Source organism: Nostoc spongiaeforme FACHB-130, assembly GCF_014698475.1.
GTDB classification, from domain to species: Bacteria; Cyanobacteriota; Cyanobacteriia; order Cyanobacteriales; family Nostocaceae; genus Nostoc_B; species Nostoc_B spongiaeforme.
Map to the genome: position 1 here is coordinate 86,772 of NZ_JACJTB010000022.1, position 14,831 is coordinate 101,602.

13 protein-coding genes are annotated in these 14,831 nt (G+C 38.7%); 9 read left to right on the forward strand and 4 right to left on the reverse strand.

What is annotated here, in order from left to right:
- Positions 1-5: 5 nt before the first annotated feature.
- Together H6G74_RS17130 and H6G74_RS17135 are read left to right on the forward strand one after the other, a co-directional pair.
- Positions 6-419: a hypothetical protein gene (locus tag H6G74_RS17130; protein ID WP_190968807.1), complete on the forward strand. Its 414-nt coding sequence runs from the start codon at positions 6-8 to the stop codon at positions 417-419.
- A complete protein-coding gene (locus tag H6G74_RS17135) occupies positions 407-1,771 on the forward strand; it encodes a hypothetical protein (RefSeq protein ID WP_190968808.1) in 1,365 nt (454 codons plus the stop codon). Before H6G74_RS17130 ends, H6G74_RS17135 begins: the two co-directional genes overlap by 13 nt.
- A gap of 593 nt (positions 1,772-2,364) precedes the next feature.
- On the opposite strand, the gene mobF is transcribed toward H6G74_RS17135, so the two are convergent.
- Complete coding sequence (gene mobF / locus H6G74_RS17140) at positions 2,365-7,485, reverse strand: MobF family relaxase (protein ID WP_190968809.1); 5,121 nt, start codon at positions 7,483-7,485, stop codon at positions 2,365-2,367.
- A 384-nt stretch (positions 7,486-7,869) separates the two neighbouring features.
- Here mobF and H6G74_RS17145 point away from each other — a divergent pair, with 384 nt between their 5' ends.
- The 4 genes from H6G74_RS17145 to H6G74_RS17160 are packed head-to-tail and all read left to right on the forward strand — an operon-like array spanning position 7,870 to position 10,621.
- Positions 7,870-8,985, forward strand: coding sequence for a ParM/StbA family protein (locus H6G74_RS17145; protein ID WP_190968810.1), 1,116 nt, complete (start codon positions 7,870-7,872; stop codon positions 8,983-8,985).
- Positions 8,978-9,430: a hypothetical protein gene (locus H6G74_RS17150; protein ID WP_242051263.1), complete on the forward strand. Its 453-nt coding sequence runs from the start codon at positions 8,978-8,980 to the stop codon at positions 9,428-9,430. The genes H6G74_RS17145 and H6G74_RS17150 overlap by 8 nt, the downstream gene beginning before the upstream one ends.
- Positions 9,431-9,440: 10 nt before the next feature.
- Positions 9,441-10,223, forward strand: a complete 783-nt coding sequence (locus H6G74_RS17155; protein ID WP_190968811.1) for a hypothetical protein — start codon at positions 9,441-9,443, stop codon at positions 10,221-10,223.
- Between the two features lie 23 nt (positions 10,224-10,246).
- Positions 10,247-10,621 (forward strand): hypothetical protein, encoded by a 375-nt coding sequence (locus tag H6G74_RS17160; RefSeq protein ID WP_199341037.1) that lies wholly within the window; start codon positions 10,247-10,249, stop codon positions 10,619-10,621.
- 47 nt (positions 10,622-10,668) lie between these two features.
- Here the strand turns inward: H6G74_RS17160 and H6G74_RS17165 are convergent, their stop codons facing one another.
- The 3 genes from H6G74_RS17165 to H6G74_RS17175 form a co-directional block, all read right to left on the reverse strand.
- A complete protein-coding gene (locus H6G74_RS17165; protein WP_190968812.1) occupies positions 10,669-11,409 on the reverse strand; it encodes an antirestriction protein ArdA in 741 nt (246 codons plus the stop codon).
- An 85-nt stretch (positions 11,410-11,494) separates the two neighbouring features.
- Positions 11,495-11,791, reverse strand: a complete 297-nt coding sequence (locus tag H6G74_RS17170; protein ID WP_190968813.1) for a DUF2958 domain-containing protein — start codon at positions 11,789-11,791, stop codon at positions 11,495-11,497.
- A gap of 84 nt (positions 11,792-11,875) precedes the next feature.
- The gene (locus H6G74_RS17175; protein ID WP_190968814.1) at positions 11,876-12,040 is read right to left on the reverse strand and encodes a hypothetical protein; all 165 of its coding nucleotides are present in this window, start codon (positions 12,038-12,040) and stop codon (positions 11,876-11,878) included.
- A 487-nt stretch (positions 12,041-12,527) separates the two neighbouring features.
- On the opposite strand from H6G74_RS17175, the gene H6G74_RS17180 reads away from it, so the two are divergent.
- The 3 genes from H6G74_RS17180 to H6G74_RS17190 all read left to right on the forward strand — a co-directional run bounded on the left by H6G74_RS17180 (position 12,528) and on the right by H6G74_RS17190 (position 14,340).
- The gene (locus H6G74_RS17180; RefSeq protein ID WP_190968815.1) at positions 12,528-12,773 is read left to right on the forward strand and encodes a hypothetical protein; all 246 of its coding nucleotides are present in this window, start codon (positions 12,528-12,530) and stop codon (positions 12,771-12,773) included.
- An 823-nt stretch (positions 12,774-13,596) separates the two neighbouring features.
- Positions 13,597-14,025 carry a hypothetical protein gene (locus H6G74_RS17185; RefSeq protein ID WP_190968816.1) on the forward strand — a complete coding sequence of 143 codons (429 nt, stop codon included), beginning with the start codon at positions 13,597-13,599 and terminating at the stop codon, positions 14,023-14,025.
- 168 nt (positions 14,026-14,193) lie between these two features.
- On the forward strand, positions 14,194-14,340 hold the full coding sequence (locus H6G74_RS17190) for a hypothetical protein (RefSeq protein ID WP_206756991.1): 147 nt from the start codon (positions 14,194-14,196) through the stop codon (positions 14,338-14,340).
- Positions 14,341-14,831: the final 491 nt, after the last annotated feature.

Genomic DNA, 14,831 nt, shown 5'->3' on the forward strand with positions numbered 1-14,831 from the left:
AATACATGATTGAATTTTCTGATTATGAATTAAAAGCATTAAGTAAGTTACCTTTCGATATTGCGGTTTTAGCCAATAACGAGCTTTATCGCAATAGTCTAATGAATGCGGCTGATTATTGGGATGAACCACCATTTCCTGAAAATCATATTCCCGAATTTATTGAAGTTTACTACGGAGATGCTGATAGTCCTCATATTTTTATAGTAAATGGGGAACTACAAGATTATGACGTAGCCAATTTACCTGATACGAGTAAAACAATTTCAGTTTTAGTTGATGACCAATGGACATACATAGAAATTGAAGGGAAAGTAATTCTTAATCGATTAGGAGGAGCTATTTTACCAGATATATTAGTAAGTCCATCAAGTCTTGTTGATTCACTTATAGGAGTAAGAAAATCATGGATGAAATAAAGTCTGAAGCTAAACAAGTGCAACATGATTATCTAGAAATCCTTAATGACATTTTAAACAAGTTATCAGAGAAGGGTAAATTTCAATCCTTAGATACCAGTAAAAATTTATCAATTTATGTTGGTAGTAAAGCAAAGTATAAAATTGGTTCTGATGGTGAAATTTCTGTAAATTTGATGACCCCAGAAGTGGTTGAGACAATTAAAACTGCTATCAATGACCCACAAAATCTAAAAGGTTCTGTGCGGATAATGGTAGGCAATCAGAAAGTTTATCATGCTAAAGATGGAAAAATTTTAACTGATAAACTTGGATTAAATCAAACTCAACTACAGTCTCGGCAAGCTGAATCTGTAGAGGAATCATCAAGTATTGAAAGTCTTCAAAAGCAAGTAGAATCTTTACAACAAAAAGTTCAAGAGCAGCAAGCTTTGATTGATAGGTTTGTTCAGCAAGAGAACTCAAGTGTTGAATCTACTCAAAAGCTATCAACAGATTTAGCTAATCTTAAGCAAGCATTTGATACACAGCAAAAAACCATTGAGCAATTACAAAAAGGATTGGAGGCAATAAATAAACAGAATCTTCCTGTCGTTAAAAATGAAAGTCTAAGTAAGTGGCTTAACTCAATTGAGAGTAAGGCTAAGAATACTGCTAAAAATCTTTATGAACAAGTAAAAACTGCGCTGACACCAAAAGTTGATAAAGTCAAAGCTCAATTAGAGACTCAAATCACTGCTTTAAAAGAGCAGATTAATCAACAAATGGAATCTGTTAAGGCAGAGATGAAATCACAAATAGCTGCTATTAAAAGTGAGTTTGAATCACAAGTAGGTGTAGTAAAAGATGGGATTGCTGAAGTTAAGCAATTAGCCAGTAATGAAGTTCAGTATGGCATAGAACGTCATCAAGCTGCTACAAGTGCTATTCAAAGTAAAATTTCTGAGGAAGTAAATACAGTTCATAAGCAAGTAACTAAAGCAGTTGGTGATATACACTCAAAAGTCAATCATACTGTCAAAGAGAACGTAGAAAAAGTAACTAACAGTGTGATGGAAATTAAAGGTAAAGCTTTTTCTAAAAGTATAGATTCTATGCTGCGTCTGTTTGGAAATCAAAACTCTGATGGTTCCCGAAGTTATGAAAGTAAAAATTACAATTTTTACCAAAAAGGAGATAGCATTACTGTTACCGCTAAAGATGGTCGGGCAGTCATGGTAGATAATAGTTTGACTACTCAAGCTACAGAGAAAGATGTTGAATCTTTGGAGGAAGTAGGACAGGTAGTTTCTGATTATCTAAAAAGTAATCACACTCAATCACAATCACAATCAATCAACCCTAGAAGATAACGTTTTTTAAGAATTCAGGATTCAGAAGGGTTAAAGAATTAGAAGAAATATTTGATGAATCAATTTACTAATTAACTAAATAAGCAGGCGGGTACGAATAAACCCAACTATGTAACATAACATAAATTTTTCAAAATCCTTGCGATTGCTTGACTCCACTTTTTTTCGTTTGCAATGACGTAGTTATAAATTTTCGTGTCCACCTACTTACTTCTAAATTCTGAACCTTTGATAAGCTCAGGGTATCGCTTCTGACTCCTGGCTTCTAAATTCATATATATACAAAGATGTTTGTTATGATAAAACGCTTGACAATCAAAAGAGTTTTTATCTACTTAATTTTTTACTTAATGCTTTGGATACGTCCTATTTTTATCCGAATTGGAAAACTAATCGGGTTTTTTTTGATGCTAGTCTTTATTATGGGGCTAATACAATTATTTATATTGCCTAATAATATTGGCTGGACAAGAACAATTGGAATTGGAGTAACGAGCTTTATTGTATTTATGGTAACAGAATATTATGATAATATATTATTGAGATTGAATCCTACTAGTAATACTCTTTTTCTAGGGAAGTGAAAAAGCATTTTATCGCCTTAAGCACCTAAATTGATTTGTGTTTTGGCTGTTTTGATATCTAATTGTTGATTGAGATTGTTGCTGCTGTTTTTGTCGCAATAATTCATTTTTAATAGTAGATAATCGCTCTTGCAATGGTGCTGATTGTAAAACAAGAGTAAGAACTTTCATATCAATTGTTTCTTGTTTTCTATCCCAAAATTGATAGTTTTGAGTCTGGATTTCCCAGTCTTTTATAGAGGCTTCTAATTGTTGTTTTTGAGTAAATAACTCTTTGATAGTGTTAATAGTTTGCAATTGTTGGTTAACCACTAAATTATATTTATTGCTTAATTGGTGGAATGGTAAACGCTCCAGAGATTTAATAATTTTTTCTTGTTGAGCGTGTTCTTCCCACAAACTATTAATTTGTTGCTGTAACTGGTTAATTTGATTCTCAATGGCTTGCCTGTCGATTGGCAGAGGCTTTTGAGCCACTGGTTGTGAGAAATATTCTTTAACAGCTTGCTCTAAATACAGTAGCTCTTGATTAGTGAGTGAATCGATAGATTTTTGAAATGCTTCAAATTCTGGCAATTGAGAATTTTCAGGAATAGCCTTGATTGTTTGGATTTGCCTTTTTTTATCTTTAACTGCCTCGATGACAGGCGGTAAAGTTTCAACTAGGGCTGATGATAATGTTTGTTCCTCCACAAAATCTGCGATCGCATTTAAAACCTTCTTTGTTGATGGTGGAGCGATCGCTGTTTGTGTGAGAGGCATTGGCGGAGGCAACTGTTTCAATTGCTCAATAACTTCCTCAAGTTTTTGAACTAGAGCAGGTGATTCAACTACTGCCAAGTCAATGTGTTGCGCGATCGCCGTTATCGCCCTGTGTTGAGTTGCTTGGTCGATGTGTGCTGGCTTTGAGGGCTGCAAATCACGAATGAGAGATTGCAACCGTTCAATATTGATAGCTGATTCAATAGCGGCGTTGTCTAAAAATTCAGAGATAGCATTTATAGCGTATCCACTTGATTTAAAGCTGACATCAGTTTTTGGGTTGTTAAGACTTGCTGTATTGAGTTGTTGAGTGTCATCTGGGTGCTGCGCTGTTCTTTGACCTCGAAACTCATCTGATGCAAGGCTTCTGTTAAGTTCTTTAAGGTGTCCTTCAAGTTGCTCGACTTCTTCGAGTTCAAGGTGTCGGCTAATTGCTCCAAGAACGCGCTCAAATTTTGGGCTTGTGCTTGTTCTACGTTGTGGATTTCCTGTCTCAATTCGTGGTTCTGAGACTCTAACTGTTCGATTTTGGCTTTCATCTGCGCTTGGTTTATCAACAGTTGATCCATTTTTTGAATTAATAATGCGATCTCGGATGGTGGCTGAGTGCTGGGATTGCTGATGGTTGAGGTCATGATTTTGCTCCTTGATATGGTTTTGTGATGTAGCTAACCTTTGCTGACGTTCTTGCAGTGTGAGTTTACGAGGTGGTTGATAAGGTGGTTTTCGTTGCTGTTGATTGCGCTGCTGCCAATCACGCAGACTTATGGCCTCATGGTTGACCTTTTCATAAGCCAGTGGCCCTTGGGCTACTATCAAATCATCAACACCTTTATCTGGCCCTGGCAGAGTTACCACACTGACAAAGGCTCCTTGTTTCTCCAACAGTCGCCCAGTGCGAGAGATGGCAATCTCTATATTTTGTTTAGTTTCTGGTCGAGTTTCATAATCAAAGCAGAAAGTGATTTCGCGTTCTGGAGTGGCGAAAACAGCTAACTCATCCATGAGTTTAGCTTTCACCTTTTCCCCGAACTCGTCTTTACTACGATAACCAGCATAAATCCCAGGCAAACCGATAGCCGGATGACCTTGACTTAATAAACTGGCAGCTTTCTTAGCCCCTTCAGTAATTGTGGTTGGGAGGTTATGTTTCCAGACACAATACCAAAAGCCACTAGTGCGATCTGCTTGGGTTGGCTCGACTCCATATTTTTTATAGATGCGGTCTGCTAAATCATCAGGCACATCTAACAGGAAGATACTTAAATCAGTTTTAGGTGGATGCTCATATTTAATGAATTTGCCTGGTTTATCAGGTTTTTCTCTGGGATTATTCGGCTTGTAGCATCCCCACAATGTTCTATCGGGTTGATCCCCTGGTTGCAAATTAGTGAAAGATTTGGGATTAACGCCAGCATCGCACCACCAACCACCGTCCTCGATATGAGAGTATTTGCTAATCATACCTGTAGAAAGCCTACCTGTATTGGTGCGTGGTAGCTGCTGACTGTACATTAAATGTTCCCATGCTTCATGTTCCCATTCAAAACCCTGATGCAGAGACTTGAAATTTAAAGCGGCGATCACTGGGTGAATAGCACTACCTTCTACCAGTTCCCGCCAGTGTTGAGCGTCAAGTGTTTCTGGAGGTTCATTACAACTGCTAGGAGTCCAAAATGCTATCTGTGGTAGTGTTTTAAGCGGCGATTGCTTAGGAACTGGGGGAGTGAAATTAGGTTTAGGCTCAGTTTTAGCTGGCTGATTTATCAATATTGTGACTGGTGATGAAGCGTCTGCTATCTGCTGTGATGCTTGCTGCTTCTCTAATTGTTTCTGGCGTAGTAAAGACAGTGCGTTTTCTTTGGCTTTGCTCGATTGTGCTAAGGAGAGTAAATCTTGTTTATCTTCGGTGTAGAGCTTCAAGGAATACCTAGCACGGCTAACAGCAACATAAAAGCTTTCTTGTCCAATAGTGTGATCTGCTGCGATGAGAACTCTATCAGCCGTTTTCCCTTGACTACTATAGGTTGTACTGACGAGGGCATAATCTAAATGTTGTGCTTGTTTTAAATCAATAAATTCAATTTGACCACTATCTAAATACTCGATTTGAGCGTTAGAATCAGCAATTGCTTTAACGACAAACTCCTGACCGTTGCGCCGTCCTAATTGACGGTCGTTTTTTGTCCAGCGTAGGCGATCGCCCACAGCGATTTCAATCTCAAGAGATTGGTAAACTGCTTTATCAAATCCTGTATCTACTTGAAAATGCTTACCATCACTATCTCTGAGAGTGAGGCTGTCATTGTCCTTGCCCACAACCTTATAGAACTTACCTTTCTCTAGCCCCCGGCGTTTGTAATTGCGGGTGGGCATGACCATATCACCTTGTTCAAAGTTGTGGGTATAGCGTTTTTGTACTCCGGTTAAATCTTTGGCTTGCAGTTGGGTGATGAGAGTTGTAGTTCCTAAACTGCCCTCAGTTTTGAGATGTTCTCGGATGGCTTGGGTGATGGCCAATCGCTCTTTATTCGTACCAGCTAATACTAAGGTTTTCGCCCGTTGTTCGGGTGTGGCTGCTATATATTCATTTGCGATCGCTGCAATTTTTGATTCTGGTGTTACAGTCTCAATGCAGCCGTTCTCATCCAGACGTTTAAAACCTTCCTCAATAGAGCCAGAGGCAATCAAATCTACAGCCAGTTTCAGTTTTGGCGCACGTTGCCTATTAGATTCGTTTAAGTAACTGGTCTTAATCCCCGCCTGTTGCAGCGATTTGAAGGGATTGCCAGCTTCTACAGCTGACAATTGCTTTGTATCGCCTACTAACAAAACCCTGGCTTGCTCTTTTTCTGCCCGTTCTAAAAGAGTAAGGGCATCTTTAGCACTGAGTAAACCTGCCTCATCCACCACCCAGATTTGATAAGGTTCAATTTGTTCTGGTGGTTCGGAGACTAACAATCTGGCAACAGTTTCAGCTTGAATATCTAATTCTTGCCCCAAAACCTTAGCCGCCATTGAACTGGGAGCAAAACTTTTAATAGTGTAGCCACTGATGGCAGCGATCGCTTTCAGTTCCTTGAGTGCGAAAGTCTTACCAGCCCCGGCGACTCCCTGCCATGCTGTAAATTGGTCAGTTGTAGTTGCTGCGTCTAAGACAGCGCGACGCTGATCCCGGTTTAGAGCAGTTTTTTCTAAATAACTTTCGGCTATTTCTGGGTGTACTAGTGGGTTAACTTTTCCTTGCCCAGATTGCATCAACTTAATAGTTGCTATTTCTCTGTTGACTGCCGACAATGTAGTAAAATCGCGTCTTTGTTCGGACAAGCTGAGTAATTCAGTATTAACCTGAATTAGTGGTTCAATCTGAGTTATGTCTGTAGCCAGCCCTTGCTCAAGGATGAATTTCTCTAAATCCTCCTGGGTAAAGGAGACATTTCGTTCTGAGCAGTGAGCGATCGCGGCTTCTAAATCCTCTTGAGTGATAGACATCGGCTGGAAATCAGGCTGTGGAGCTTCCCAGTGTACAAATTGAATGCCAAAGAAAAGTGCTTCTTCTTGCCACTTGGCTTTTAGTTCATCTGGGGCAATCTTCTGCTTGGCTGCACGAGTAATAGACCAAGCCCCCTCTCGCTCTGCCCAGGTTGAATTTTTTCCTACTACCTTTAATATCTGCTGTCTGCGTTTAGAAAATTCCTCTAAGTCTTCTTCGCGGAAACCCTTAATCTCAAACTGTCCGTGTTTCCTTGGTTCTACTTTATAACCTAGTCTCTGAACTTCAGATGCTAAGTGATGCTGATAGACCATACCGAGGAATTTCTTGTTTTTGAAAATTTCTCTGTTTGAGAGGCTTTGCCATTTACCATCATCAAGCTGAGTCATATTCATGATCAGCGTATGAGTATGTAAATGGGGATCTAGCTCTCTGCTTTCAATGTGGTCAAATTCAGCGATTACTAAATTCCCTGTTCTGGTAGGTTCTCGTCCTGTATCTGTTGTAATTCTGGTAAAGCTATAGCGAGATTCAATCAACTCCAATGTTTTCTGCACTGCCAAAGAGTGAGCTTTAATTAGCCTTTCATCTCCACCTACTAACGCTTGTAGGCTTACACTCTTTGGTGCAGAGAAGGTGAAATCAGTAGCCGCTAATCTTTCGGAGCTTGTCTTTTTAGCGTAGAGGGTTTGGCTACCATCTGGCGATCGCCCATTCACGATATTGGTAAAAATTTCTTTATTGTTAATTGCTCCTGACAGTCCAAGCTTTTCAGCACCTTTGCCAAACCAGCGAGAGTTTTTGACTTCATGGCTATATTCTTCCATGAAGTAGTTTACTGCTTGCTGTGGTTTAGTATTTTTGCCCGTTAGCATTCAGCTAAATGTTACTTTTGTAGTATTTGACAATTCAAATACCAATAAAAATTTTTTTGCTTATTTTAATTCTAAAACTAACCCGTATTTCTTGCCAAATTTTTTAGGCATAATGTGCGAAAAAGGGGTTTTTAAAAGTGTCATAAATTTACCATAAAAATGCCAGAAAAAAGCCATAAAAATACCAGAGGTTTACCATAAGTTTTCCATAGCTTAATTTTTATAAAATTAGAGTTACCATAAAACTGACATGGTTTTAACATAAAAGTGCCATGATATTGCCATGTAAATACCATAGTTTTACCATAAAACTTCCCTTATATACTGATACGTTTTGCTACTAATTTTTGGTGTACTGAGTCTTCAAGTAAGTCATTAAATTTTATGAGTCCACTAAAACTTGCAGTAGATCCGGGTGGTTCATTTCTCAAATGTTTCTATACTTTGGAGAGCTTTAAACCGGAATTGCTTTTGATGGAGCCGGAAGTTGCAACAGTTCCTTTAGAAAGCTTACAAGCTTATGAACAGAGTAAAATCGGTAATTCTTCACCTGAGAATAGTGCTTGGATTGAATATCAGAACAGCTTTCAAGCTGTAGGGTTTTTGGCTCGAAAGCGATTCAATGCAGATTTACAACTGCAACGCCGCAAATTTGAATTAGCTTTGCCGAAAGTTCTGGCTATGGTTGGCGCGATCGCTACGAAACACGATTTACCCAATAACTCAGCTATCCAATTAGGTATACTGCTGCCGTGGGGAGAGTACCAAGATAGAGCTTTATTTGGAGAATTAATCACTAAAGCATTAGCTGACTATAAGTTCAAGGGACAAGCTAAGTCTTTTAAATTGGATGCTTTTGTCTGTCTTCCAGAAGGGGGAGGTATTCTCACAAGAGGCCGCGCCCCAGGCTCTAGCATCAGAGATCAGACAATTGCTGTGATTATGTTAGGGTACAGAGACACTTCTATCCTAGTGATTGAACGTGGAGAAATGAGCAAAGGTAAAACAGAGCCGTTGGGATTTTCCAAAATGATTGAGTCTGTGATGTCCCAAACATCTGGTTTAAATCCTCATCAACTAACGGCAGCAATTTGTAAAGCGGGACGGAACATTAATAATAAAGCCTTAGAAGAATTGGCAATGGTAGATGCAGCTTACAAAGAGCATGAAATAACCACAATTAGAAATGCAATCACTAATGGCAGGAAAGAGTATTGGATGATGTTATCCAATTGGTTGAAGTTGCAAGTACCTCGTGATGTTGACGAGGTAATTATGGGTGGTGGTACGGCTCATTATTTTCGTTCTCAATTGAACAACCTATTTTCTACAACAAAAGTTAATTGGTGCGATCATTTGGAGTTACAAATTACCGATAATTTTTCCCAAGTTGCGGCCAAGTCATTACAATACCGACTAACTGATGTTTATGGTTTATTTTTCTACCTGTGCGGCAGCACTTTGAAGACTAAAGTGCAAGTAGGTACTGCCAATGGCTAAACAAATAGAATATCGATTCCGTATTGCTTTGGAATCTCAAGACTTGAATACTGCCCTGGTCAATTTCCTTAAAGCGAAAGACCCACTTTTTACCGAGCGTGACAAGTTATTTTCTGCCCTAAATGCTTATTGGCTACCATTTGCAATGAAAGAGGCAGGTTACTCTGATGAGGAGTTAAGACAATGTGCTAAGAATGCTATTTATCGTTTGAAATTGCATATTAGCTATTTAGCTGAAAGCTTTGGTTTGGAACTAGACGATGATGTTGTATCACAACCAGTCGCCACTACAAAAGCATTTCCACCTGTGACTAAACTACCAAAGCTTAATGATATTAACTTGCAACCATCAACTGCTACAGAAGTCATAAGCACTGGTTCTCAGCCTTTGGATGATTTGATACATCACGAAGACGACAGCACTTTTGAAGGATTATTTAGTTAATGGAGTTAATATGCCATATACAAAAGAAGCATTGCAAAATATGTATTCTTTATCCCCAGAGGATGTAAAAGCAGCTTTGGAAATCTGTGAACTATCTACAGATCAGGAAGAATATAGCGATGAAGAGATTACAGCAGTTGACTTTCAGCAAGCAGTGGAACTAGTAAAACAACAGCATTCTCAAGCCTCTGCTACCCCAGAAAATGATATTACAGAAGTTAAGAAGAGAAGGAAGGCTAAACCATTAGATATTACCGAGTTGTTGGGTAAAGCTCGTAATAAAGGATTTAAGCTGACTCTCATGGAAGCGATGCAATTATTACAAGCCTGTGGTCTAGAGGAAAAAGATGAATACTCTTCGGCAGAGTGCGATCGCTTCCTTGAAGCTGGTGATTTAATTAAAAATCAAGGTAAATCTGTTCAGGAAGTAGCACAACATTTTGGATTAACTACTGATACCAATGCTTCCCCATCTAATTTAGATGCAGATACGGATACGCTTTTGGAGCAGTTAGGCGAAACTACAGCTTTATTAGGCCAGGAGGAACGAGAGTTAATTAGAGAAATGGTCAAGCAGAAAGCTAAAGGTGATATGGCTGGCCTACCTAAACTGTATTTGCAATCCCTACTAGAAGAAATGCGATCGCCCGAATTTCAAAATGAATGGCAGCAGTTAAGAAATGCTTTTAAAGACAAAATTATGGGAAAAAAGCCAACTTCCCCGATATTCCCGCAGCCGCAGCCTTTGATGACCTTGCCACCGACATCGGACAATGGGTTAGTATCCGAATAGCAGAAGAAAAGCATACTATTGAGGTGAAAGCCCATCAAGTTATTGAGGAAAAGACCAGGCTTCGAGCCACCCAAATAGCTTTAAACAAACTCAATGAATCACAGCAATGGATTGAGGCTGAACAAAAACGCTCCGAACTTCGCCGCCAGCGATCGCAGCAATTTAGAATAAACCTGATTCACTTTGCCCGTTGGGTTGGTTCGGGTTGGTCAGGCTGGCTAATTTATCTGGGTTCTTTTGTTACTACTCTGTGCATTGGTTATGCAGTGGGGATTAATTCACCTTCTGCGATCGCTTGCCCTAATACTAAAAGTTACTGCTACCTGCTAAGACTAAATAAGGAAACAGTAGTTTTTCCCAGTCCTAAACCTCAACAACAAAAACCTCAAAAAAACTAAAAATATATTGAAACCAGAGGATTTATCCCTCTGGTTTCATTTTTTTCTTAAAAGCGGCTGAATATATAAACTTTGTTATAACTTTCTTCTACTGAATAGTAAGAATCAATGAACCAATCACGGGCTATTGCTTCTAGGTTGAGGTAGGAACTAGGAATTCCCATTTCTTCTAATTTTTTTAACACTCCTTGTTCTTCAAGTTGTGTATAAACAAAATCTTCCTCGCTTTCATATTCACCGTAATAACGTTCTTGAAAGTCTTCTATACTAGCTGAGGTACTATCGTAGTTATAATAAGCGGCGTAAGCTTTTCCATGTTCAGAAAGCATCTGAGCAAGTTCAGCTAATTTCTCTATGTCTTCATACTCATTGATGTAAATACCGTGCCAATTTTGATAATCATGAATTGTGTATTCTTCGCAAGGTTCATCATCACGGCAAGGCGACCAAGACAACATCCACTCAATGTCTTCTCTAACAGCCTCTACATCTTGGGTACAGTCGATCCAAATTCCGTGTAGCATCCCAGAATTGTAGGCAGATAAACAAGCTACATAAATTTGTGGAGCGTCATCATCTTTACATTCGCGCTCGTGTCTTGGAAAAGGTAATTGGCATTGTGCGCCAATAATTAAAATATTAGCTAGACTGATTGCTAAATCAACAGCTAGTTTTTCTTGTTTAGGAAATTTTAAAATATTGCCTTCAACTTGGCAGTTGTAAAGTTGTTCAGCTACTAATTGTGCTTCTAATTCTGAACTAAAGACTACAAAATTTGTTGGCTGCATATATTGTAAATCTTCCTTAAGATTTGCCTTTAGAAAAAGCACTTTTAGTTTTGGTAAGTGCTTTTTCTTTTGAGTGCTAAAGCTTTTATTTTGTTTTGCGAAGTTGTGATAGAGGTGTAGGCTTAAAGTACAAATCGCGTTCAATTGGTAGTCCTAAAGGGCCACGAGCCTCGGATAATTCACTAAAACTGAAATAGCCGAGTTCTTCTGCAAATCCTTGTACTAACCCGAAAAACAAGTCTTCACGGTCAAATTCAAGTACATACCAAGTCCATTGAGAGTCAGGAGTGAAAAATTTGATATACGCAATAGGATCATCAGCTTGCTCTTGTGCGTACAGTACAGGTAGTTGAGCAATAATCTCAGGTGTTAATAATTGCATTTTGAAAATATTCTTGTTTGAAGCGAGACAAATAGGTTTCAACTGTGGTTTTTTGAAGGGAGGCAATGAACCTCCCTTAAGTACTTAGAAAGGAGTGTTACCAGTTTCGAGAGTTTTGTGAAGATAACCTTGCCAGTAGTCGCCGGAGTAAGATTGAGGAGGTAAGCCGATAGCGGCATCAAATTCACCATCGTAGTAGCTATCAGATGGAGCTTGAGCTTGGTTTTGTGGATCAATTTGAGTTAGCATACAGACATCCTTTTTATATGAGGCGGGTAAAATCCCGCTTTCCTTAACTAGTTCTATATTAAAAGAACTAGTTACTTAAGTCAATAACTAGTCCTATAAAACTTAATTATGTAACGTTATTCTAAATATAGAACTAGTTATTAATGATAAAATTACGTATTGATGCCCTGTTGTCGAAATCCTCTCACTGTCCTACTATTAAAGATATAGGCTATACCATGAAAACTTGAACTAAAATCTTATCCATGAGTTAGTATAACCACTTATTTTATTAATAACCAGTTCTATTTCAGGAAGAACGGTTAAGATATAAAGCCTAAGTTACCCAAATCTATGAAGCATGGATGCAGCAGCTTTCAAGAGAAGTGATCATCTGAGTGTTATCACTAAACTAAAAGTAATGTATATAGATACAGTGTTGAAGCTTGAGTATAACTGTACAGTACTCAACCTTTAGTGCTAACTGCTAACTGTGGACTAATGACTAATGACTATGGAAATTCATGAATTAACAGCCCAAAAAGCAAACTCACTTAACATAGAATATATTGATGATCTGATCAAGCAAGGCGTAAAGCAACTAAACGACGAGCAAAAAGCGATAAACAATGCACTTTCTGCTTTTGAAATGATGGTTTTTTGGAGTAGTCGTGATTGCCAAAGAGAAAAACAATACGCCGATGAATTCGGATTGCCTAAACCAATACTAGAAAAGTGGTTAGTAGATAAATAAGACTGAGACGAAATACAAATTATGGAATATTGCGTAGTTGAAACATATTGCCAAAGAATAGGTCGCTTTTTGTACAAAATAAAAAAGCATATTCGTGATGACGACAGTGTTATTTTTGTCTCAGATAGCTATCAAGTATGCAAAGAATTTGTATCGGAGCTTGATTCTTATAATTCATGTGGTGTTTGAGCAAAATACGAATTTTGATTTGTTATGCGGTCAGAAACTAATCTGGGTTAGCAGTTCAATATGCTATGCCGTAATCTGGAGGAAATGAGAGAAGCGATCGCCAGCCCTGTCATGACTGTACAAAACAATTTAAACAGTGATATTGCCCTTTAATTTGTCACTATACAACTGGCTTTTGGAGATTAACTGAGAAAGGGCGAATATTTCAGCCCGACATTGAAAGGCTGCTTATTCCAGCAGCAAATCAGAGAAATGACACACCCAAGCCGATTAATGAAGTAATTTTCCTCTAAGAAAATCACTGGGGTAATGGCTAACAGAAAAATAAATAAATGTGAAAGAAAGTGCTGAAAATGCGCTTATTTTTTGCTGTCAATAAAAACAGTCAAAAATGAGTAAGCCAGCAAGCACTATTTTGTGCTGTCTAAGTAAAATTTGATGTAAGTCAGGGAAGAGACGCGCGATCGCCTGTCTTACTATCCCTAAACTAATGGAAAAGTACATAGATGTTAAATGTAAGTCCCAGCATCCCTTAACAAGAGGGTTAAATTAAAGGTAGCGATCGCCCTAGCCGTTGCTCAATTGTGAGAGTTATGCCAATGTAAACTAATAAGGCATAAGTGTAGCAGTTGCCATGAGAAGCGATCGCATAGACAAAATCATTGAGAAACTTCAGAAGCTAAAGGAAATTCGGCAAGAAACAGTCGAGCAACCAATGTCAGCACCAGGGACATGGATACATCAGTACGAAGTCAGAAAGCAGTATAATGGGCAGCTTTACTGGTATGTATATGCAAAGTGGCAAGCCAATGAGCCAATTTTTGAACGTCGTCCAAAGAAAAGACTGAAAGGGATTGTGAAGAGAGACAAAAATCCTGAGTACACTTGTCATCAACACATAGGTAGAGTAGGAAGTAGTACAGGTTTACCGACTGACGAAGTGGTCATAGAAGCATATCAAGAATGGAATAATCGTAAGCGTTTAGAAGCAATTGATACAGCCATACAAGAGATAGAAATGGTGCTAAATAAAGTTATGCCGTCAGAAACTAATGAGGCATAGCTTAAAATACAAGCGATCGCTAATATGCCTATACAAGCTTGTATATAGATAATAAGTGTTAGCCTTTGTTATGGGTAAATAAAAGAGTAGAGTTAATGTTAGCGATCGCCTGTATTGTTATGACTGTATTAATAGAAATGTGCATAGATGTTAAAAGTTAACCTTCGCATGGGTATACAAGAGGGTAAGAAAAATGGACACGATGCCTGTGGTGGTAGTAGCGATCGCCTGCCAAGCTATACCTGTACAAGAGGCTTAGTAAAAGTAAGGAAAGACAGCGATCGCCTGTCAAGATGCCAATACAAGAGGGTATGAATGCAGATATCTCTGTACAAGACGGTGAAGCTATGCCTATATATTAGGGTAAGTATGGGGATATGCCTAGACAAGAGGGATAGAGTATAGGTGTACAACAGGGTATAAGCATAGATATCCCTATACAAGAGGTTAAAGGAAGGCACAAGAGAATAGCATCCATGTACAAGAACAATTGAATAGTCCTTACTAGCATTCCTTGTTCCCAGAGAGAAAGGAATAGCCTATTCCCGCCCACTTTTATCTATGTACAAGAGGGTATGTAGGCACGACAAGCCTGCTATTTCCTCTATTATATCCTGTATACAGCCCACTGCATCACTATACAAGAGGGTATGAAGAGATAAGTAGACGATCACTTGAGGCAACGCACATCATCATCCCTATACAAGAGGATATGGGAGTCCACGAGAGAATAGTCAGCAGTATCCATATACAAGAGCAATTGAACAGTCCTTACTAACATCCCTTGTTCTCTAGAGAACAAGGGA